Genomic DNA, 21,433 nt, shown 5'->3' with positions numbered 1-21,433 from the left:
AGGATGCGGGAATATGAATAGTAAACAATTAATTCAAGAAGCAATCGAAGCGCGTAAACAAGCGTACGTACCATATTCTAAATTTCAAGTAGGTGCAGCATTATTAACACAGGATGGAAAAGTATATCGTGGATGTAATGTTGAGAATGCATCATATGGCTTATGTAACTGTGCAGAAAGAACAGCTTTATTTAAGGCGGTTTCTGAAGGAGATAAAGAGTTTGTAGCTATCGCGATTGTGGCGGATACAAAGCGTCCAGTACCTCCTTGTGGAGCATGTCGACAAGTTATGGTAGAATTATGTAAACAGGATACGAAAGTATACCTATCAAATTTACATGGTGACGTTCAAGGGACGACAGTCGGAGAATTGTTACCAGGAGCATTTTTAGCGGAGGATTTACATGAATAGAAAAGGTTATAAATCAGGTTTTGTCTCTATTATTGGCAGACCGAATGTTGGGAAATCTACATTTTTAAATCGTATTATCGGCCAGAAAATTGCCATTATGAGTGACAAGCCACAAACAACTCGTAATAAAATTCAAGGCGTATATACAGAAAATGATTCACAAGTAATTTTCATTGATACACCAGGAATACATAAACCTAAACATAAATTAGGCGACTTCATGGTGAAGATGGCTCAAACGACATTAAAAGAAGTTGATATTGTTCTGTTTATGGTCAATGCAGTTGAAGGATTTGGTCGTGGTGAGGAATTTATTATTGAGAAATTAAAAGAAACGAAACAACCAGTATTTTTAGTAATTAATAAAATTGACCAACTTCATCCAGAGCAATTGTTAGAGTTAATTGATCAATACCGTAAACTATATGAGTTTGCAGAGATTGTACCAATTTCTGCATTAGACGGCAATAATGTGGATGCTTTAATTGGAACAATTAAAAAGTATTTACCAGAAGGACCGCAATACTACCCAGATAATCAAGTAACGGATCATCCAGAGCGATTTATTATTTCAGAGCTTATTCGTGAAAAAGTATTACATTTAACACGTGAAGAAGTGCCGCACTCTGTAGCGGTTGTTATTGATGCAATTCAAAAACGTGAGGGCGGAGCGGTTTATATAAACGCAACGATTGTTGTTGAACGTGCATCACAAAAAGGAATTATTATAGGTAAGCAAGGAAAGATGTTAAAAGAAGTCGGTAAGCGAGCTCGTTTTGACATTGAAGCACTACTTGGTTCTAAAGTATTTTTAGAAGTATGGGTAAAAGTGCAAAAGGATTGGCGTAATAAAATGTCTCAGCTTCGTGACCTTGGTTTCCGCGAAGACGAGTACTAAAATAGAGTAAAGCTGTAATCAGCGGATGTTTTGTTCATCCGCTGATTATTGGTTTTTATAAGTTTTGATAAATTAGGAAAAATTTTTCTCACATGAAAATGGACAAAATGGGTCAATTTAATAACAACAAAGGAAATTGGTTTATAGGCTACGCTTATTGAGAAAGGTGGATTCTTATGCTAGATTTTACCTGGAAGTTTTTCTCCAAAACAGGAAGCATTGAAACGTACTTGCTTTTGAAAGAAATGGAAAAAGACGTAAACGATGAGATGGATCAACATGAAGAGGAGCTAGCGCATCTAGACTCTCCAATTTCTTGACCCGTTTTGTTCAAACCTTGGATGGTGACGAACATGTTTCAAAAAGTTGAGGGCATCGTTATCCGTACGACAGATTACGGAGAAACGAACAAGATTGTTACAATATTCTCAAGAGAATTGGGTAAGGTAAGTGCAATGGCAAGAGGAGCGAAAAAACCGAAAAGCCGGTTAGCATCTGTTTCGCAACTTATGACCCATGGTAATTTTCTTATTCAAATGGGATCTGGACTTGGAACTTTGCAACAAGGCGAGATTATTTCAACTATGAAAGAAATTCGCGAGGATATATTTTTAACTGCTTATGCATCATTTATTGTTGAGTTAACTGATAAAGCAACAGAAGATAAAAAACATAATCCATATTTATTTGAAATGTTATATCAAACGTTGCATTATATGTGTGAGGGTGTTGATTCAGAAGTATTATCATTAATTTATCAAACGAAAATGCTTCCGGTATTAGGGATGCGCCCGTACTTTGATACATGTGCGATTTGTCATCAAGAAACAGATTTTGTCGCCTTCTCTGTCCGGGAAGGCGGTTTTCTGTGCTCGCGTCATGCTGAGCAAGACCAGTATCGTATACCAGTGGGGGAAGCTGTTCATAAATTATTACGTCTTTTCTACCACTTCGATTTACATAGACTTGGCAATGTATCAGTGAAGGATAGCACAAAAAAACAAATGCGTTTAGTATTGAATACATATTATGATGAATATTGCGGGATTTATTTGAAGTCAAGACGTTTCTTAGAACAACTTGATAAGTTTCAAATATAATTTGGGACCGTATACGGTCCTTTTTACATCCTATCTTTTTCGAATAGCATATTTAGTATATAATATTTAAGAGATAGTATAACTTTTTTCGTTGTGCATTAAAGGTGGTGATTATCATAGAGCTGAATAAACGGCAAGAACATATCATTCAGATTGTAAAAGATCACGGTCCTATTACAGGGGAGTCAATTGCTGCGCAATTAGGACTAACACGTGCAACGCTAAGACCAGACTTAGCAATTTTAACGATGGCTGGTTATTTAGAAGCGCGTCCACGCGTAGGTTATTTTTATACGGGTAAAACCGGGGGGCAGCTATTATCTGAAGCTGTTAAGAAAATTAAAGTACAAGATTATCAATCTAGACCAGCTGTAATTGATAAAAATGTATCAGTATACGATGCGATTTGTACTATGTTTTTAGAGGATGTAGGTACATTGTTCGTTGTAGATCAATCGACGCTATTAGTTGGCGTTGTATCTCGTAAAGATTTATTACGAGCTAGCCTTGGAAAGCAGGATTTAACCTCTCTTCCGGTTAATATTATCATGACAAGGATGCCGAACATTGCGATGTGTCGTAGAGAAGATTCTTTATATGATATTGCGATGGAATTAATAGAAAGACAGATTGATGCAATGCCAGTTGTAAAAGATACGAAACAAGGTTTAGAAGTGATTGGACGAATTACAAAAACAAATATTACACGTGCGTTTGTAAACTTAGTAAATAACGAATAAGTGTAATTTGTTTAAAGTGAGGTAATGTAATGGATAATAAAATCGTATATGTCGTATCTGACTCTGTTGGAGAAACGGCTGATTTGGTTGTTCGAGCAGCGATGGGGCAATTCCCATTTGCTCCTGATATTAGACGTGTACCGTATGTAGAAGATACAGGGACATTAAAAGAAGTGATTTCGATTGCTAAGAGCAATCAAGCGCTTATTTGTTTTACGTTAGTAAAGCCTGACATGCGTCAGTATTTAGTGACAGAGGCTGCGAAAGAAGGCGTAGAGGCATATGATATTATCGGGCCTCTTATCGATCAAATTGAAGAAATTACAGGGCAAGTACCAAGATATGAGCCGGGTGTTGTTCGTAGATTAGATGAAGAATACTTTAAAAAGATTGAAGCGATTGAGTTTGCTGTAAAGTATGATGATGGTAGAGACGCACGTGGTATTTTAAAAGCAGATATCGTGTTGATTGGAATTTCGCGCACATCAAAAACACCACTTTCTCAATATTTAGCTCATAACAAACGTTTGAAAGTTGCCAATGTACCGCTCGTACCAGAAGTAGATCCGCCTGAAGAATTATATCAAGTGGCTAAAGAAAAATGCTTCGGTTTGAAAATTACGCCAGATAAGTTGAATCATATTCGAAAAGAGCGATTGAAATCACTTGGACTAAGTGACGGTGCAACATATGCCAATATTAATCGTATTAAAGAAGAAATTGATCACTTTGAGAATGTAGTTGGTAAAATAAATTGTCAAGTAATTGATGTATCGAATAAAGCGATTGAAGAAACAGCCAACATTATTGTGAATGCAGTGCAAAACCAAAAATTGTTTTAGCACATTTACCAAAGGTGAATGTGCTTTTTTCGCTCGTGAGAAACACAATACCTGTTGATTTCGTAATAGATTATAGCGGAGTGGTTATACTTATATTCTTCTGTCTTTTTATTATGCTAAAGGCAGGGTTTCGTTATCCTGAAATAGAAGATGAAAAAATAAAGGGATATGTAGCGTAGTTGAAGAAAATATATTATAATAAAAAATTGTGATAAAAACCTATATTTTACGTTTAGACTTTAATTTTTCAGAATAAACTAGGGATAGGATTTACGAAAAGACATGTAATTACGTTAAATCGACAAAATCTATACAAGAAAACGCACATTATGGAAGGATTCGCAGAAGGGATGTAGAATACAGAAATATGCAAAACATCAATATCGTATTAGTTGATGCAGATGCATATCCTGTGAATGCTGAAAATTGTGCAAGTTGGAACGAAAGTTCATGTCGAAATTTTGTTTGTCACATCGTATGCTCATCGTTTAAGGAAGTAGCAAGGGAAATTGGATCTATGTAGATGCTGAATAAGCTAAAGTTGATTTTTTATATGTATCAACATGCAAAAGAAACAGATCTCGTGATCACATAGGATATGGTGCTTGCTAGTCTTCTTGTAAAAAAAGTGTATATGTATTGTCTCCAGGAGGTACATTTGTAACAGATGAGCAAATGGATACAATTTTATATAGTAGGTACGTATCTGCGAAATTACGCAGAAAAGGGCCTGCAAAATCGTTTGATAACGTGATCGACAACACTTTCTAATAAGTTTAGAAAAAATATTGTCGAATTATAAAGGAATTTTTTAATTTATATCGAATACAAAATACGACACGGAGATGGATTTATGGGGAACAGAATTCCCGAAGAAGTTGTTGAACAGATTCGGACGTCATCGGATATTGTAGAAGTGATTGGTGAATACGTTCAACTTAGAAAACAGGGGCGTAACTATTTCGGCCTTTGTCCATTTCATGGTGAGAATTCTCCTTCATTCTCTGTTTCATCTGATAAGCAAATTTTTCATTGCTTCGGATGTGGAGAAGGTGGAAATGTATTTTCCTTTCTAATGAAAATGGAAGGATTGGCTTTTACCGAGGCTGTTCAAAAGCTAGGTGAAAGAAATGGAATTGCGGTTGCAGAGTATACATCAGGGCAAGGACAACAAGAAGACATATCTGATGACACTGTCATCATGCAACAGGCTCATGAACTTTTGAAAAAGTATTATCACCATTTATTGGTAAATACAGAAGAAGGAAATGAAGCACTTTCGTATTTGCTAAAACGTGGTATTACGAAAGAGATGATTGAGAAGTTTGAAATTGGTTATGCGTCACCTGCTTGGGATGCAGCAACGAAAATTTTACAAAAAAGAGGTTTATCGCTGTCTAGTATGGAACAAGCTGGTCTTCTCATAAGAAGCGAGAAGGATGGTAGTCATTATGATCGCTTCCGTGGAAGGGTTATGTTTCCAATCTCTACGTTACAAGGTAAAGTGATAGCGTTTAGTGGAAGGGCGTTAGGAGATGACACTCCGAAATATTTAAATAGCCCTGAAACACCAATTTTTCATAAAAGTAAATTGTTGTATAACTTCCACCTAGCGAGGCCGTTTATTAGAAAACGTGGGCAAGTGGTCCTTTTTGAAGGGTATGCCGACGTACTAGCTGCGGTAAAAAGTGGTGTGGAAGAAGCTGTTGCGACAATGGGAACAGCTTTAACTGAAGAACAAGCAAAACTTCTGCGACGTAACGTTGAAACTGTTGTTCTTTGCTATGATGGTGATAAAGCAGGGCGAGAAGCAACGATGAAAGCAGGGCAATTATTGCTAAAAGTTGGTTGCCAAGTGAAAGTTACATCCTTGCCAGATAAGCTTGATCCTGATGAATATGTGCAACAATATGGGACAACTGCTTTTGAAAATCTTGTGAAATCAAGTATAAGTTTTGTTGGTTTTAAAATAAATTATTTGCGTTTAGGGAAAAATTTGCAAGATGAGTCTGGCAAAGAAGAATATGTGAAAAGTGTTTTAAAAGAGTTATCGTTGCTACAGGATGCGATGCAGGCAGAATCATATTTGAAGTCATTATCGCAAGAATTTTCGTATTCAATGGAAACTCTTTTGAATCAATTGCACCAATATCGCAAAGAACAAAAGGTACAGCAAAAACAAGTAAAGCAGGTTTCTAAGCCGTCTCAAATTGTTCAAACAAAACCGAAGTTAACAGGTTTTGAAAGGGCAGAAAGAGAAATTATTTATCATATGTTGCAAAGTCCAGAAGTGGCTGTTCGTATGGAATCCCACATAGAAGATTTTCATACAGAAGAACATAAAGGGATTTTATATGAACTATACGCATATTATGAAAAGGGAAATGAACCTTCAGTCGGAACATTTTTAAGTTGGCTCTCTGATGAGAAGTTGAAAAATATTATCACTGATATTTCGACGGATGAATTTATTAATCCAGAATACACAGAAGAAGTGTTACAAGGCCATTTAGAGACGCTCAACCGTCATCAAGAAAAACTTGAAAAGATGGAAATCATCTTTAAGGTAAAACAAATGGAAAAAACAGATCCTGTAGAGGCTGCTAAATATTATGTAGCATATTTACAAAATCAAAAAGCGAGAAAATAGCTTTTTTGATAAATTTTTAGTATAATGAATGTTTGTATCTCGCGTAAGGAGGGGAACAGATGGCTGACAAACCAGCTCGTTCTAAACAAATTGAAACTGAAATGACCCTTGAGCAAGTGAAAGAACAACTCACTGAGCTCGGAAAAAAACGTGGCGTTCTTACATATGAAGAGATTGCAGAACGCATGAATGGATTTGAAATTGAATCCGATCAAATGGATGAATACTATGAATATTTAGGTGAACAAGGAATTGACTTAGTTGGTGACAATGACAACGACGAAGGTCCTAATAATCGCCAAATTACAAAAGCGGAAGAAGAATTTGACCTTAATGATTTAAGTGTACCACCTGGGGTTAAAATCAATGATCCTGTTCGTATGTATTTAAAAGAAATTGGTCGTGTAGATTTACTATCCGCAGAAGAAGAAATTCGACTTGCAACGCGTATTGAAGAAGGCGATGAAGAAGCGAAACGTCGTCTGGCAGAAGCAAACTTACGTCTTGTAGTAAGTATTGCAAAGCGCTACGTGGGCCGTGGTATGCTTTTCTTAGACTTAATCCAAGAAGGGAATATGGGTCTAATTAAAGCGGTTGAAAAGTTCGATTATCGTAAAGGTTTCAAATTTAGTACGTATGCAACTTGGTGGATTCGCCAAGCGATTACACGTGCGATTGCAGACCAAGCACGAACAATTCGTATCCCAGTTCATATGGTTGAAACGATTAATAAGTTAATTCGTGTACAACGTCAATTACTACAAGATTTAGGACGCGAACCATCTCCTGAAGAGATTGGTGAAGAAATGGATCTTGCTCCAGAAAAAGTACGCGAAATCTTAAAAATTGCACAGGAGCCAGTTTCTCTTGAAACACCGATTGGTGAAGAAGATGACTCCCATTTAGGTGATTTTATTGAAGACCAAGAAGCAACATCGCCTGCGGACCATGCAGCGTATGAATTGCTAAAAGAACAATTAGAAGATGTGTTAGATACCCTAACAGATCGTGAAGAAAATGTTCTACGTCTTCGTTTTGGTTTAGATGATGGACGAACTCGTACGCTTGAAGAAGTTGGGAAAGTATTCGGCGTAACGAGAGAACGTATCCGTCAAATTGAAGCAAAAGCACTTCGTAAATTAAGACATCCAAGCCGTAGTAAGCGTCTTAAGGATTTCTTAGAATAGGCTACCTTTAAGTTTACTTCACCTTTGTGAAGTAAACTTTTTTATTTTGTTAACTTTTGTTAAACTTTAGCTATCGGCAACGATTACAATTTCTTGTAATTTATTTTACAGAATTGTCTTTTGATTTGCAAATGCTCATTTTTCGATTTTTCGATTAATTTTGTGTATTCTATACAAAAATATATGTAGAAAAGTGAAAAATATGATGAGAAACGTTAATAATTATCGAAATAATAAGCGATATAACAATAAAAAACAATAAACTGAATTTATGGAATATTTTCGACGATTAGTAGTTTACTCTTTTCTGATAGAGCGTTTTCAAGTACAATGGAAATGACTGAATCATCTAACTATTTAGGGGTATAGAGGGGGGAGAAGAGATATGAAACGTAATCCGCTGATTCCGTTCGCTCTTATTGCAGCATTAGGTATTATCGTTATGTTTGTATTTTCATTTCAGGGGCTAAATAAATCTAAAGAGTTAGCTGATGCAAAAAATGGCGGGAAGCCAGCGCAAACAGCATCAAAACCAGAGGATATTGTGAAGCAAAGCTGTACGAGCTGCCACGGTGATCAGTTACAAGGGGCAGTAGGACCTAATTTACAAAAAATTGGTGGGAAACTTTCAAAAGATGAAATTAAAGAAATTCTTTCGAAAGGAAAGGGAAATATGCCTGCCAATTTAGTTCCAGCTGATCAAGCCGCTAAAGTAGCTGATTGGTTATCGAAGAAAAAATAAAGTTCCGTATAACAAGCCTGTTGCTTATGCAAAGGGCTTGTTTTTCTATATTTTCTAAAATACGATGAGTGATAGAGAATGGAATTGTTGTTATAGGCTTGCAACAACTACTATAAATTCATTATCATGGAGACAGACTGACAAGAGAAGGAGTAATGGAAATACATGAATGAAGTAAAGCTTTCAAAACGATTAGAAGAAGTTGTGCGTGAAATACCGGCAGGATCTACAGTTGCTGATATTGGATCGGATCATGCGTATTTACCGTGTTATACAATTATAAATAATATTGCTACAAAAGCAGTTGCTGGAGAGGTTGTAGATGGGCCATTTCGCTCTGCGCAAGCAACTGTAGCTGAAAGTGGCTTACAAGATAAAGTAGATGTGCGTAAAGGGAATGGATTAGCTGTTATCGCGCCAGGAGAAGTAGATGTAATTACGGTTGCTGGAATGGGTGGAGCGTTAATTCGTGACATTTTAGAAAGTGGTAAAGAAAAATTAGAAGGGGTAACTCGTTTAATTTTACAGCCGAATATTGCAGCGCATCATATTCGTGAATGGTTTATTGAGAATGGATGGGAGCTTATCCATGAAAAAATCGTAAAAGAAGATGGGAAAATTTACGAGATTTTAGTAGGCGAGCGAGGAAACATCGTGGTGCCTTATTCTGAAAATAAACAAGCGGAATTATTTATGGGGCCATTTTTAATAAAAGAAAAAGGTGAAGCTTTCGTTGAAAAATGGGAAGGGGAATTGAAAAACTTCCAAAATATTTTAAAGCAGTTAGAACGTGCGGCTGATTCTAAAGAAACAAAAGCGAAGCGTGTGGAAGTAGAAGCGAAAATGAAAATGATACGGGAGGTTTTATCATGAGTAAAATTCCAAATGGCCATGAAATTATTTCTTTATTTGAAAGTATGTATCCGAAGCATTTGGCGATGGAAGGAGATAAGGTTGGCCTGCAAATTGGAGCGCTTAATAAACCCGTACAACACGTATTGATTGCGTTAGATGTAACGGAGGAAGTTGTGGATGAAGCAATTCAATTAGGGGCGAATGTCATTATTGCGCATCACCCTTTAATTTTTAATCCGTTAAAAGCGATTCATACAGATAAAGCGTACGGAAGAATTATTGAAACGTGTATTAAAAATGATATTGCCATTTATGCAGCACATACAAATGTGGATGTTGCTAAGGGCGGGGTAAATGATTTACTTGCTGAGGCGTTAGGATTGCAAAATACAGAAGTTTTGGCACCGACATATGCAGAAGAAATGAAAAAAGTTGTTGCGTTTGTGCCAGTAACTCATGCAGAAGAAGTACGAAAAGTATTAGGAGACGCAGGTGCTGGTCATATCGGCAATTATAGCCACTGTACGTTTAATAGCGAGGGTACAGGCACGTTTGTACCTCAAGAGGGAACAAATCCTTATATCGGGGAAACTGGGCAGTTAGAACACGTAGAAGAAGTGCGAATCGAAACGATAATTCCAGCTTCACTACAGCGAAAAGTGATTAAAGCAATGGTAACTGCACATCCATATGAAGAAATAGCATATGATGTGTATCCACTTGATAACAAAGGTGAAACATTAGGGCTTGGAAAAATAGGATATTTACAAGAAGAAATGACACTTGGACAGTTTGCGGAACATGTAAAGAAATCATTAGATGTAAAGGGTGCACGAGTTGTTGGGGATTTAAATGATAAAGTGCGCAAAGTAGCTGTACTTGGTGGCGATGGTAACAAATACATCAATCAGGCTAAATTTAAAGGAGCGGATGTATATGTAACAGGTGACATGTATTATCATGTTGCTCATGATGCGATGATGCTCGGTTTAAATATAGTTGACCCAGGACATAACGTTGAAAAAGTAATGAAGCAAGGGGTACAAAAGCAATTACAAGAAAAAGTGGATGAAAAGAAACTCAATGTACACATTCATGCTTCGCAATTACATACAGATCCATTTACATTTGTATAAGAAAAATAAAAACCGTTGCTCATATAGGCAACGGTTTTTATTATTGTTCTTTTTTCACTTTTACACGAGGTAATATTTTTTGTAATGGTACTTTTCGAACTCTCTCCCATGTAGCGGGATTCATTGGATCATATTGATCTAAGAAAGCGATAACTTCTTTTGTAATTGGAGTTGGAGTAGAAGCACCTGCTGTAACAGCTACGTTTTCTACACCTTGTAGCCACTCTAATTTAATCTCACTTACGTCTGCAACGCGGTATGCTTTCGTACCAGCGATTTCTTGTGATACTTGTGCTAAACGGTTTGAGTTGTTACTTTTCGGATCACCGACAACAATTGTTAAGTCTGCAACATCAGCTTGTTTAGCGACAGCTTCTTGGCGAACTTGAGTTGCTAAACAAATTTCCTTATGGAATTCTGCTGTTGGGAATTTCTTCTGAATGTCCTCCATTAAATGTTGAACATCCCATTGGCTCATCGTTGTTTGATTTGTAACTAAAATTTTATCTGTTGGAATTTCTAATGTTTTTAAATCATCAGCTCTTTCGATAAGGTGAACGATGTCAGGTGCAATACCAACTGCGCCTTCTGGTTCTGGATGATTTTTTTTGCCGATATAAATGACATGGTAACCTTCAGCTTTCTTTGCTTCAATAAGGTCATGTGTTTTTGTAACATCTGGACAAGTGGCATCGATTGTCGTTAAACCTTTTTCTTTTGCACGTTGTTTAACTTCTGGAGAAACGCCGTGTGCAGTGAAAATAACAGTACCAGATTCGATTTTATCTAAAATTTCTAATCGACTTGGACCGTCTAATGTAATGATGCCATCTTCTTCGAATGCATCTGTTACATGTTTGTTGTGAACAATCATACCTAAAATATAAATAGGTCTTGGTAATGATGTATCTAATGCGGCGTTACGTGCAATAACCATCGCGTCCACAACACCGTAGCAATAACCACGAGGGGAAATTTTAACAATTTTCATATGAGTAATCCTCTCCTTCTAAACAAGAGATACTTTTGTGCATAGTCTTTTACATTATAAAGGAGGAGTGGATAGAAAACAAAGGATTGTTACACATATAGTTTTGGTTTTGTTGCTATTTTTTGAACAGGCTCCTCTCGTAATTCCTTTTCTATGACAGGCTCAATCACTATTTTTTTTCTTTTTCTTTTTTTTTGTGGAGGAGGCGGAGTTGCTACCTCAACCTTTTCTGTTATGTCTTCAGTTGGATTTTCAGTTGGATCTTCTTCCGTACTTTTTCCAGAGGTGAGGATTTTAACAATGCTTGGTAGGTTACGCATAATAGGACCGTACTGTTCGACGACAGGGCTTACAGATTGAACGACTTGGGATACTTTTTCAATATTGTTTATCATATTAGTTGGATTCGAAATTAAATTTGCAAAAAAACTGCCGATGCCGCTACTTGATGCTGCTGTAGTTGCTGCACCGCCGCGCGTTTCATTTGATTCATACATTTGAGGGGGGATCATTTGCTCTGGATGTTGCTGCATGTATGGTTGATATTGTTGTGAGTATTGCTGCGGGTATTGTTGTTGGTATTGGTATTGGTATTGTTGTTGATATTGGGGCGGTGGTTGCTGGTGCATCATTGGCGGCGGTCCTTCCATTTGTCGATAAGGTGGAACCATTTGCATGAAAGGCTCGGTTGGATCGTGTTTTTTAAAGAGTTTAGCAAGGAACCCTTTCTTTTTTTGTGCCATCGGTGGTAGCTGTGGAATTGGATATGGTGTATAAGGTTGTTGTCCTTGATTCGGATACATTTGCCTTGTGGGGGATTTTGGAAACATGTGAGAAATCCTCCTTTCTTCAGTTAGGTATATACACATACAATATGCAATAAGAGGGAAGAAGGTTAGTTTTTGAAGGAAAAACCTAAACTAAAGATGGATTTTACTTGTAGATTTCGATATAATGTAGACTTGACTGATTTGTGCGCGCAGTAGAAATTTAGAAAGAAGGTGTAACTTATGACACAACAAACTTTTACACAGTATGATTTTAAACCATTTTTAATAGATGCAGTTCGTGAACTACGCTTTACAGAACCGACAGGAATTCAAAAGAAAATTTTCCCGGTCGTGAAAAAAGGTGTAAGTGTAATTGGACAATCCCAAACAGGTTCTGGGAAAACACATGCATACTTACTTCCTACATTGAACAGAATTAATGCAAGTCGTGAAGAAGTACAACTTGTTATTACAGCGCCTACTCGTGAGTTAGCACAACAAATTTACGAAGAAATCGTGAAATTAACAAAGTTTTGTGCGGAAGATCAAATGATTACAGCACGTTGTTTAATTGGTGGAACTGATAAACAACGATCAATTGAAAAGTTGAAAAAACAACCTCATATTGTAGTTGGAACACCAGGACGTATTAAAGATTTAGTAGAAGCGCAAGCATTATTTGTTCATAAAGCAAATACTATTATTGTCGATGAAGCAGACTTAATGCTTGATATGGGATTCATTCATGATGTAGACAAAATTGCATCACGCATGCCTAGAAACTTGCAAATGCTAGTTTTCTCTGCAACAATTCCTCAAAAACTAAAACCGTTTCTGAAGAAATATATGGAGAATCCAGAGCATATTCATATCAATCCAAAACAAGTTGCGGCTGGGAATATTGAGCATTATTTAGTACCTTCTAAACATCGTAACAAAATCGATTTAGTGAACAAAATGTTGCTACAATTTAAACCGTATTTAGCAGTTGTTTTCACGAATACGAAGAAGATGGCGGATCAGGTTGCTGACGGATTAATGGAACGTGGCTTAAAAGTTGGACGAATTCACGGAGATTTATCACCGCGTGATCGTAAAAAAATGATGAAACAAATTCGTGATCTTGAATTCCAATATATTGTTGCAACTGATTTAGCAGCACGTGGTATTGATATTGAAGGAATTAGTCATGTTATTAACTACGAACTTCCATCAGATTTAGATTTCTTCGTTCACCGCGTTGGAAGAACAGCACGTGCGGGGCATTCAGGTATTGCAGTGACGATTTATGATCCAGCAAATGAAGAAGCGTTAGATAGTTTAGAAAAACAACGTCATATTGAGTTCAAGCATGTAGAGTTACGCGGAGATGAGTGGGCGGATTTAGGTGAACGTCGTCGTCGTAAGAGCCGTAAAAAACCAAATGATGAACTTGACGTTATGGCAACGAAAGTTATTAAAAAGCCGAAAAAAGTAAAACCAAACTATAAACGTAAACTTGCAACAGAACGTGACAAAGTCAAGAAAAAATATAGCAATAAAAAAAGATAAGGGGAGCCCCCTTATCTTTTTTTATCCGGCTATTTGCGGGATAATAATCGGTGGGGAATGGAAAAACACTGATTAAAGTTTCGGTGTAGCTAGTTACAATTTGCGTAGTGTTTTAGGAACAAACAATTCGCTACATATTTCTACAAATTATGCTATCATTATATCTATTGTATATTGAAGAGGTGATTGTATGTTAAAGATTGGATCTCATGTTTCTATGAGTGGTAAGAAAATGTTATTAGCAGCAAGTGAAGAGGCTGTTTCATACGGTGCAACGACGTTTATGATTTATACAGGTGCACCGCAAAATACACGAAGAAAACCAATTGAAGAATTGAACATAGAAGCAGGAAGAAAACATATGGAACTAAACGGTATTGAGGAAATTATCGTACATGCACCATATATTATTAATCTTGGGAATACGACGAAGCCAGAAACATTCCAATTAGGTGTAGACTTCCTTCGCATGGAAATTGAAAGAACATCGGCATTAGGTGTAGCGAAACAAATCGTTCTTCACCCAGGTGCGCACGTTGGTGCAGGAGCGGATGCTGGTATTCAACAAATTATTAAAGGGCTTAATGAAGTATTAACGTCAGAGCAGACGGTTAACATTGCGTTAGAAACGATGGCAGGAAAAGGAACAGAATGCGGTCGTAGCTTTGAAGAAATTGCAAAGATTATTGATGGTGTAAAATATAATGAAAAATTATCAGTATGCTTTGATACGTGTCATACGCACGATGCAGGATATGATATTGTAAATAATTTTGACGGCGTATTAAACGAATTTGATAAGATTGTTGGTATGGATCGTTTGCAAGTACTTCATATTAATGATAGTAAAAATGTATGCGGCGCAGGAAAGGACCGTCATGAAAATATCGGCTTCGGTCATATCGGTTATAAAGCGTTACATCATATTGTACATCATCCGCAGTTAATGCACGTACCAAAAATTCTTGAAACGCCATATGTAGGTGAAGATAAAAAAGATAAGAAGCCGCCATATAAATTAGAAATCGAAATGCTGAAAAATGGTACTTTTGATGAAGGAATTCTTGAGAAAATTAAAGCGCAATAAGAAATAAGGAGGGGATTTTCCCCTCCTTATTTTAGTAGTTGCTGAAATAAAGTATTTACTTGTTGGGCAGTAGCAGGGGAGGTTACTTTTGCTATTTGTTTTAAGAGCTCTAGCCGTTCGTCATTATCGTAAATGTTAATATTCTTACCTTTCATAAGTAAAACAATTTGATCCGCTTGTGCAGTCGTAATAGAAACTTCATACTCTTTACTATATTTCAATAACTCTTTTGTAGAAATATGATTTAATTTTTTATTTACAAGTTGTTTAATGAGGTTCATTGAGTTATCCTCCTTCACACGTTCTTCTATCGAAATATATGAGTACGTAGCTTGTACATATTCGCGTAGAGTTTCTTTTTTCATGAGAAAAAGAAGCGTATGTTATAATATAAGGACGAAACTATAGAAAAAGAGTATAAGGAGGACTTATGGAACAAAAGCAACATCGAAAAGAAAGTGTTATCCATCTTATTTATCGTTTAGTTATGATTATTTTTGGGGCAGCATGCGCAGCGGTAGCGATTGAACTATTTTTAATGCCAAATAAAATTATTGATGGTGGAATTATTGGTATTTCTCTTATATTAGATTATCTTACTCCTAATATTTGGTGGTTAAGTTTCTCTACTTTAGTCGTTATTCTCAATATCCCATTTATGTATTCAGGTTATAAGCAAATCGGAAAAACGTTTATGCTATCTTCGGCGTTCGGTATTGTAGCTTTAGCGTTTATTGAATCAACGTTACATGCTGTTCCGCCATTTACAACAGAGCCAATTTTAGCAACAGTGTTTGGTGGTCTTATTTTAGGGATTGGTGTAGGGCTCGTTATTCGCCATGGTGGATCAATGGACGGAACAGAAATCATGGGTATTTTATTAACGAAGAAATTACCTTTCTCTGTTGGCGAATTTGTAATGTTTGTGAACTTATTCATTTTTGCATGGGCAGCATTTGTATTTGGTGTTGAACAAGCTATGTATTCTGTTATGACGTACTATATCGCATTCAAAACAATTGATACAGTTATTCAAGGTTTAGATGAAACGAAAGCAGTTTTAATTGTATCAGATCAATATGAGGAAGTATCAAATGCGATTTTGCATCGTCTTGGTCGTGGAACTACAAAGCTTGTAGCGAAAGGCGGTTACACGGATAAAGAAAAAGAAGTTATTTATGCAGTTGTAACGCGTCTGGAAGTGACGAAGTTAAAATCAATTGTGTATGAAATTGATGCGAATGCGTTTGTTACGATTATGAATACACAAGAGACAAATGGTGGCAAGTTTAAATCAGCTATCCACTAGAAAAATTATCCAGAAAAAGCCCTCGCCAATCGTTAGGGGATGGCCTCATCTGATTAAGGTTTCATTTTATCCCGCTTTAATGGGCAGTAAGACCCCCACCTCAAAATTCAGCGAAAGCAAAGAAGTTAGGTGGGGGATCAACTGCCCATAAAAGTCCGATTGGTTCAACTAATAATCAGTGGGGGATGAAGAAAACCCCCACTGATTAAAGTTTCACTTTATAGGAATACTTTTCGAAAGCAGAGAATTTTTCTCTGCTTTTTGTTATAATAGTAAGGTTTCTTGAAAAAATTGATATATTTTAGGCAGATTGGTTTACAACTATAATAAGCTGTACTATAATTCAAATAGATATAAATCGGAATCATTCTGAATTAAAATAGGTGAGATGCTATGAATAATATATTAGAAATAGAAGGATTGTCATTTCGATATGAAGATCGAAATGTGTTAGAAGATATTAATTTGCAAGTTCCGAAGGGAGCTTTTTTAGGTTTAGTTGGGCCAAATGGTTCTGGGAAATCAACTTTGCTAAAATGTTTATTAGGCGTTTTAAAGCCAAAACAGGGAAGTATTCGTTTGTTTGGTGTTGATAGTAAGAAGTTTAAAGAATGGAACAAAGTTGGTTATGTGTCGCAAAAGGCAAATAGCTTTAATTCTGGTTTTCCGGCCACTGTTTTTGAAGTTGTATCAATGGGACTCGTTTCGAAAAAAGGGCTGTTTCGCTTTTTCACGAAAAACGATAAGGAAAAGGTGGAAAAAGCGATTGCTGATGTAGGGATGAGTGCGTTTCAAGGGCGCAATATCGGAGAACTTTCTGGTGGACAACAACAGCGTGTATTTATTGCTCGTGCGCTCGTTAGTGATCCTGAATTACTTATTTTGGACGAGCCCACTGTTGGAATAGATGTGAAGAATGTAGAAAGTTTTTATGAGACATTAGAGGATTTAAACAAAAGGTTAGGAATCACATTAATTCTCGTTACTCATGATATGGGAGCTGTTACAGAGAAGGTAACACATGTGGCATGCTTAAACCAACATCTACATTTCCATGGAAATGTAGAGAAGTTCCGAGAGTTAGAAGATGCAGAAATGTCCGTCTTATATGGACATCATGTTCATCGCTTAGAACACGAGCATGAGCATCACGGGAGGATATAATGATACAAGATTTTTTACAATATGACTTTTTACGTAACTCTTTATATGCAGGGGTTTTAATAGGACTTGTTGCGCCGCTTATCGGTGTATTTGTTGTCATTCGCCGAATGTCGCTTATTGCGGATGCTTTAAGTCACGTGACATTATCGGGTATTGCTGCAAGTTTACTACTAGAAAAAACAATTTTCACAGGAGGATTTTTAAATCCGTTATATATGGGAATGATTTTTTCTATTGGTGGGGCGTTACTAATTGAAAAATTACGTACTGTATATAAACATTATCAAGAATTAGCAATTCCGATTATTCTTTCAGCAGGAATGGGGATTGGGGTTATTTTTATATCACTTGCAAATGGATTTAACACTGATTTATTTAGTTATTTATTTGGGAGTGTAAGTGCTGTAACAAGTACGGATTTAATAATCATCGGCATTGTAGCAATTGTTGTTATTATAACGATCACTTTATTATACAAAGAGTTATTTTTACTATCGTTTGATGAGGAATATGCTGTATCAACCGGTTTGAGTGCAAAGTGGATTCACTTTATTTTCATTATATTGGTTGCTCTTGTTATTGCAGTATCAATGCGTGTAGTAGGGGTTCTTCTTGTATCATCATTAATGACGTTACCAGTTGCAGCAAGTATTCGTATTGCGAATGGATTTAAACAAACAATTTTCTTTTCCATTTTATTTGGTGAAATTGCAGTAATTGGTGGAATGTTTGCTTCATATCAACTTGATCTAGCACCAGGTGGTACAATTGTTATGATAGCAGTTCTTATTTTAATTGGTGCGATTTTATGGAAAAAGAAAAAAACTGCATAAAGTAGGGATAGATATGAATCTAACAGAAGCTTTACGCCTAATGAAAGATAAAGGATACAAACATACTGGGAAAAGGGAAGAAATGCTCAGGTTATTTGCGGCTCACAATCGTTATTTAACGGCGAAAGACGTTTTAGAGCATATGAAGGATGATTATCCAGGTCTTAGCTTTGATACGATTTATCGTAACTTAACGGTGTTTGCTGAAATTGGTGTTTTAGAACAAACGGAATTAAATGGTGAAAAACATTTTCGTTTTACATGTTCTATTATGGAACATCATCATCATTTTATTTGTTTAGATTGCGGGGGGACGAAAGAGATTACTTCCTGCCCGATGGATTTTATGAATAAAGATTTTAACGGTTATGAAGTAACCGGGCATAAGTTTGAAATATATGGCCGTTGTCCAAAATGTGCAAAATAAGAACTCGTCGGTTACATAACTGACGAGCTTTTTTACGTAAAAAAGAAGGTTGCCCACAAATATTGTGGCAACCTTCTTTTTATTGTTCTTGTGTTTCTTTTTCTTTTTCTTTTTCTCGTTCAGCAGCCATTTCAGCAGCAATTACATCGATTTCTTTTTTCAGTTCTTCTACCATTATTTCTTCTGGTACTTTACGAACAACTTGCCCTTTACGGAATAATAATCCTTCTCCACGTGCACCGGCAATACCGATATCAGCTTCACGAGCTTCACCAGGACCGTTTACAGCGCAACCAAGTACTGCAACTTTAATTGGTACTTTTAGTGTAGAGATGTATTCTTCCACTTCGTTAGCGATGCTAATTAAATCAATTTCAATACGACCACAAGTTGGACAAGAAATAAGTGTTGCTGCATTAGATGCAAGACCGAATGACTTTAATAGTTCACGCGCAACTTTTACTTCTTCAACTGGGTCAGCACTTAATGAAATACGTAGTGTATTTCCGATGCCTTTATTTAAGATTGCGCCAAGACCAGCGGCACTTTTTACAGTTCCGGCAAATAATGTTCCGGATTCTGTAATACCTAAATGTAATGGGTAATCAAAAGCACGAGCAGCTTTTTCGTATGCTTCAATTGCTAAGTTAACATCAGAGGCTTTCATAGATACGATAATATCGTGGAAATCTAAGTCCTCTAAAATTTTAATGTGATGTAGGGCGCTCTCGACCATACCATCTGCAGTTGGGTATCCGTACTTTTCTAAAATGTGACGTTCTAATGAACCTGCGTTTACACCGATACGGATTGGAATACCGCGTTCTTTTGCTGCATTTACAACAGCTTCTACTTTATGGCGACGACCAATGTTACCTGGATTGATACGTACTTTATCAATGCCACCTTCAATTGCTTTTAAAGCAAGGCGATAATCAAAATGAATATCAGCAACAAGTGGAATGTTGATTTGTTTTTTAATATCAGCAATAGCATTTGCTGCACGTTCGTCTGGAACAGCAACACGGACGACTTGACAGCCAGCTTCTTCTAAACGTTTAATTTCAGCAACTGTTGCTTCAACATCATGTGTTTTTGTTGTTGTCATACTTTGTATAATTAATTCATTATTACCGCCAATTGTTAAATTACCGACTTTAACTGGACGTGTTTTTGTACGATGAGTCATTTCATTCACGAATAGATCGCTCTCCTTATAAAAGAAGTTTCTTATTTAGTCCCTCATATCAATGAAAGTATACGTGATACAGGGCTATAGAAACCGAAGTGCTCGGTTTCACTTTTACTATTGTATCAGCGCCTTTATGCAATTGACAAGGATTAAGTGATTGCTCATTGATATAACGGGAATTTATAAGACTTTCCAATTTGTATTTTTGTAGCAGACGTACTTTTGTTTAGTTGTTTAAAGTCATCAATTACCTTTTCGATGGAAGGGATTTTTTTCTTATTAATTTGTTCGGTAATAGAAAGAACTGTCTCACCTGTTTTGACTTCAATTGTTTTATAAGTTACATCTGTTTCTTTTTCTGCCTTGTTCTCTTTATTTTGTTTTGTATCTGTACTTTCTTGTTTTATCGTTTGGGCCGCATTTGTTTTTTTATATGAACTTAACATCGGTAAAGTGCCGATTTTTATATCGTAATAAAATATATAACCAAGAACAAGCACGAATAAGAATACACCTAATCTCTTCATATTCTTCACTCCTTTGCTAGGAATATATGCTTGTCCAAAAAAAAAATGCCTATTTAGGCATTTTTTTCGTTCTTATTTTTCTTTCGGTTTTGGAACTTCTTTAATCGTTAAGTAAAGAACAATTAAAACAACTGCGATATAAATGAATGTTGAACCAGGTACAACAATTTTGAATAGATCCATAATCATAAAGAAGATTGTTGGAATTGTGTAGCTGTATGCAGTTAACGTCCATACTTGCTTATAAGATAATTTACGTTGACCGCTCATAGCAGAACCTATAAACGCAAGTAAAGTAATTCCTAAGAAAGTAATAAACAATTGGAATAGGTATACTAACACGCCGATAACAGCTAGTAAAATTGGATAAATACTATCGAATACAGAAATGAAATCTTGCAAATCTTTCTTCTCAAGAGATGTCCCTAATAAATCATTATAGGAGTATGTTTGTGTCTGACCATTTCCTATAGAAACTACTTTATCTTTTAAAATAAATAAACCAGTTTTGTTTTGATATGTTTCTATATCTGTTGTATTGGGATCGAATACGAAAAGAGCATCTCCCTCTTCCTTTAGAATAGGTTGTTCAATATCTGCTTTTAGTTCACCGTTTTCGATTTTAAAATCAGGTAAATCTTTTTCAATTGCTTGATTTACCATGGTAACACTATCTTGAATAAAGCTACCGTAAAAGAATGTTCTTGGAATAGTAGTGATTAGACAAAGTAGCATAATATACAAAATGGTTTTTCCGATTTTTTGAAAACGGAATAACGCCATATCTTTAGGCGAATACACGCTTTTGGCTAATTGGGTAAATATGGACATAGATTCACTTCCTTTATGTATGTATAAAATCATTGTAACGTAGGAATCTAGAGAATCTCAAGATATATTATATTTACATATAGTGGAGATAACTAAATTTCTTTTTATTAATTTTCTTCTTTTATATGAGAAAAATACAATTGACACTTTTCTTTGCCATATGGTAAATTTATCTTACATTTCTTAAAG

24 protein-coding genes are annotated in these 21,433 nt (G+C 36.1%); 18 read left to right on the top strand and 6 right to left on the bottom strand.

All coding sequences use genetic code 11. From position 1 onward, the window contains the following. Nucleotides 1-13: 13 nt before the first annotated feature. The 12 genes from ILS93_RS09300 (at nt 14) to ILS93_RS09245 (ending at nt 10,562) form a co-directional block, all read left to right on the top strand. Nucleotides 14-412: a cytidine deaminase gene (locus ILS93_RS09300; protein ID WP_222654811.1), complete on the top strand. Its 399-nt coding sequence runs from the start codon at nt 14-16 to the stop codon at nt 410-412. After that, on the top strand, nt 405-1,310 hold the full coding sequence (era, locus tag ILS93_RS09295; RefSeq protein ID WP_001080239.1) for a GTPase Era: 906 nt from the start codon (nt 405-407) through the stop codon (nt 1,308-1,310). The genes ILS93_RS09300 and era overlap by 8 nt, the downstream gene beginning before the upstream one ends. 176 nt (nt 1,311-1,486) lie before the next feature. Continuing rightward, nucleotides 1,487-1,630, top strand: coding sequence for a YqzL family protein (locus ILS93_RS09290; RefSeq protein ID WP_000883924.1), 144 nt, complete (start codon nt 1,487-1,489; stop codon nt 1,628-1,630). 33 nt (nt 1,631-1,663) lie between these two features. Further along, a complete protein-coding gene (gene recO / locus ILS93_RS09285) occupies nt 1,664-2,410 on the top strand; it encodes a DNA repair protein RecO (protein ID WP_000487012.1) in 747 nt (248 codons plus the stop codon). Nucleotides 2,411-2,517: 107 nt separating this feature from the next. After that, complete coding sequence (gene ccpN, locus ILS93_RS09280; protein WP_000583755.1) at nt 2,518-3,150, top strand: transcriptional regulator CcpN; 633 nt, start codon at nt 2,518-2,520, stop codon at nt 3,148-3,150. A gap of 29 nt (nt 3,151-3,179) precedes the next feature. After that, nucleotides 3,180-3,992, top strand: coding sequence for a pyruvate, water dikinase regulatory protein (locus ILS93_RS09275; protein ID WP_000368940.1), 813 nt, complete (start codon nt 3,180-3,182; stop codon nt 3,990-3,992). Between the two features lie 367 nt (nt 3,993-4,359). Continuing rightward, nucleotides 4,360-4,515: a hypothetical protein gene (locus ILS93_RS09270; protein ID WP_169833821.1), complete on the top strand. Its 156-nt coding sequence runs from the start codon at nt 4,360-4,362 to the stop codon at nt 4,513-4,515. A gap of 330 nt (nt 4,516-4,845) precedes the next feature. Then, on the top strand, nt 4,846-6,642 hold the full coding sequence (dnaG, locus tag ILS93_RS09265; RefSeq protein WP_064474776.1) for a DNA primase: 1,797 nt from the start codon (nt 4,846-4,848) through the stop codon (nt 6,640-6,642). Between the two features lie 59 nt (nt 6,643-6,701). Continuing rightward, a complete protein-coding gene (rpoD, locus tag ILS93_RS09260; protein WP_000764061.1) occupies nt 6,702-7,829 on the top strand; it encodes an RNA polymerase sigma factor RpoD in 1,128 nt (375 codons plus the stop codon). 385 nt (nt 7,830-8,214) lie between these two features. Next, complete coding sequence (gene cccA, locus ILS93_RS09255; RefSeq protein ID WP_000828143.1) at nt 8,215-8,571, top strand: cytochrome c550; 357 nt, start codon at nt 8,215-8,217, stop codon at nt 8,569-8,571. Nucleotides 8,572-8,736: 165 nt separating this feature from the next. Further along, nucleotides 8,737-9,444, top strand: coding sequence for a tRNA (adenine(22)-N(1))-methyltransferase (locus tag ILS93_RS09250; protein WP_064474777.1), 708 nt, complete (start codon nt 8,737-8,739; stop codon nt 9,442-9,444). After that, a complete protein-coding gene (locus ILS93_RS09245; protein WP_222660350.1) occupies nt 9,441-10,562 on the top strand; it encodes a Nif3-like dinuclear metal center hexameric protein in 1,122 nt (373 codons plus the stop codon). Before ILS93_RS09250 ends, ILS93_RS09245 begins: the two co-directional genes overlap by 4 nt. Before the next feature lie 40 nt (nt 10,563-10,602). Here ILS93_RS09245 and ILS93_RS09240 read toward each other — a convergent pair whose 3' ends face one another. Both ILS93_RS09240 and vrrA read right to left on the bottom strand, forming a co-directional pair. After that, complete coding sequence (locus ILS93_RS09240) at nt 10,603-11,553, bottom strand: 4-hydroxy-3-methylbut-2-enyl diphosphate reductase (RefSeq protein ID WP_000706674.1); 951 nt, start codon at nt 11,551-11,553, stop codon at nt 10,603-10,605. Between the two features lie 89 nt (nt 11,554-11,642). After that, a complete protein-coding gene (gene vrrA, locus ILS93_RS09235; RefSeq protein WP_098102398.1) occupies nt 11,643-12,383 on the bottom strand; it encodes a VrrA/YqfQ family protein in 741 nt (246 codons plus the stop codon). Between the two features lie 180 nt (nt 12,384-12,563). Here vrrA and ILS93_RS09230 point away from each other — a divergent pair, with 180 nt between their 5' ends. Together ILS93_RS09230 and ILS93_RS09225 are read left to right on the top strand one after the other, a co-directional pair. Then, on the top strand, nt 12,564-13,874 hold the full coding sequence (locus tag ILS93_RS09230; protein ID WP_000194012.1) for a DEAD/DEAH box helicase: 1,311 nt from the start codon (nt 12,564-12,566) through the stop codon (nt 13,872-13,874). 190 nt (nt 13,875-14,064) lie between these two features. Then, a complete protein-coding gene (locus tag ILS93_RS09225; RefSeq protein WP_064474780.1) occupies nt 14,065-14,961 on the top strand; it encodes a deoxyribonuclease IV in 897 nt (298 codons plus the stop codon). Nucleotides 14,962-14,987: 26 nt separating this feature from the next. Here the strand turns inward: ILS93_RS09225 and ILS93_RS09220 are convergent, their stop codons facing one another. Further along, the gene (locus tag ILS93_RS09220) at nt 14,988-15,242 is read right to left on the bottom strand and encodes a DUF2624 domain-containing protein (RefSeq protein ID WP_001048965.1); all 255 of its coding nucleotides are present in this window, start codon (nt 15,240-15,242) and stop codon (nt 14,988-14,990) included. Nucleotides 15,243-15,391: 149 nt separating this feature from the next. Here ILS93_RS09220 and ILS93_RS09215 point away from each other — a divergent pair, with 149 nt between their 5' ends. The 4 genes from ILS93_RS09215 to ILS93_RS09200 all read left to right on the top strand — a co-directional run bounded on the left by ILS93_RS09215 (nt 15,392) and on the right by ILS93_RS09200 (nt 18,694). Beyond that, a complete protein-coding gene (locus ILS93_RS09215; RefSeq protein WP_000435955.1) occupies nt 15,392-16,270 on the top strand; it encodes a YitT family protein in 879 nt (292 codons plus the stop codon). A 393-nt stretch (nt 16,271-16,663) separates the two neighbouring features. Continuing rightward, nucleotides 16,664-17,434: a metal ABC transporter ATP-binding protein gene (locus tag ILS93_RS09210; RefSeq protein ID WP_064474781.1), complete on the top strand. Its 771-nt coding sequence runs from the start codon at nt 16,664-16,666 to the stop codon at nt 17,432-17,434. Then, nucleotides 17,434-18,267, top strand: a complete 834-nt coding sequence (locus ILS93_RS09205) for a metal ABC transporter permease (protein WP_064474782.1) — start codon at nt 17,434-17,436, stop codon at nt 18,265-18,267. Before ILS93_RS09210 ends, ILS93_RS09205 begins: the two co-directional genes overlap by 1 nt. 13 nt (nt 18,268-18,280) lie before the next feature. Then, entirely contained in the window at nt 18,281-18,694 is a 414-nt protein-coding gene (locus ILS93_RS09200; protein WP_001054512.1) for a Fur family transcriptional regulator, read from the top strand. A 79-nt stretch (nt 18,695-18,773) separates the two neighbouring features. Here the strand turns inward: ILS93_RS09200 and ispG are convergent, their stop codons facing one another. From ispG to ILS93_RS09185, 3 genes are all read right to left on the bottom strand, one after another. Further along, entirely contained in the window at nt 18,774-19,883 is a 1,110-nt protein-coding gene (ispG, locus tag ILS93_RS09195; RefSeq protein ID WP_122950842.1) for a flavodoxin-dependent (E)-4-hydroxy-3-methylbut-2-enyl-diphosphate synthase, read from the bottom strand. A gap of 164 nt (nt 19,884-20,047) precedes the next feature. After that, entirely contained in the window at nt 20,048-20,413 is a 366-nt protein-coding gene (locus ILS93_RS09190; RefSeq protein ID WP_088048102.1) for a hypothetical protein, read from the bottom strand. Nucleotides 20,414-20,485: 72 nt separating this feature from the next. Beyond that, nucleotides 20,486-21,244, bottom strand: coding sequence for a DUF1189 domain-containing protein (locus tag ILS93_RS09185; RefSeq protein ID WP_000021902.1), 759 nt, complete (start codon nt 21,242-21,244; stop codon nt 20,486-20,488). Nucleotides 21,245-21,433 lie beyond the last annotated feature (189 nt).

The sequence above is a fragment of the Bacillus sp. 16GRE42 genome (assembly GCF_019837435.1).
GTDB lineage: Bacteria > Bacillota > Bacilli > Bacillales > Bacillaceae_G > Bacillus_A > Bacillus_A wiedmannii.
Note: the sequence above shows the minus strand (reverse complement) of the source record. Positions and strands in the feature narration are given on the sequence as shown.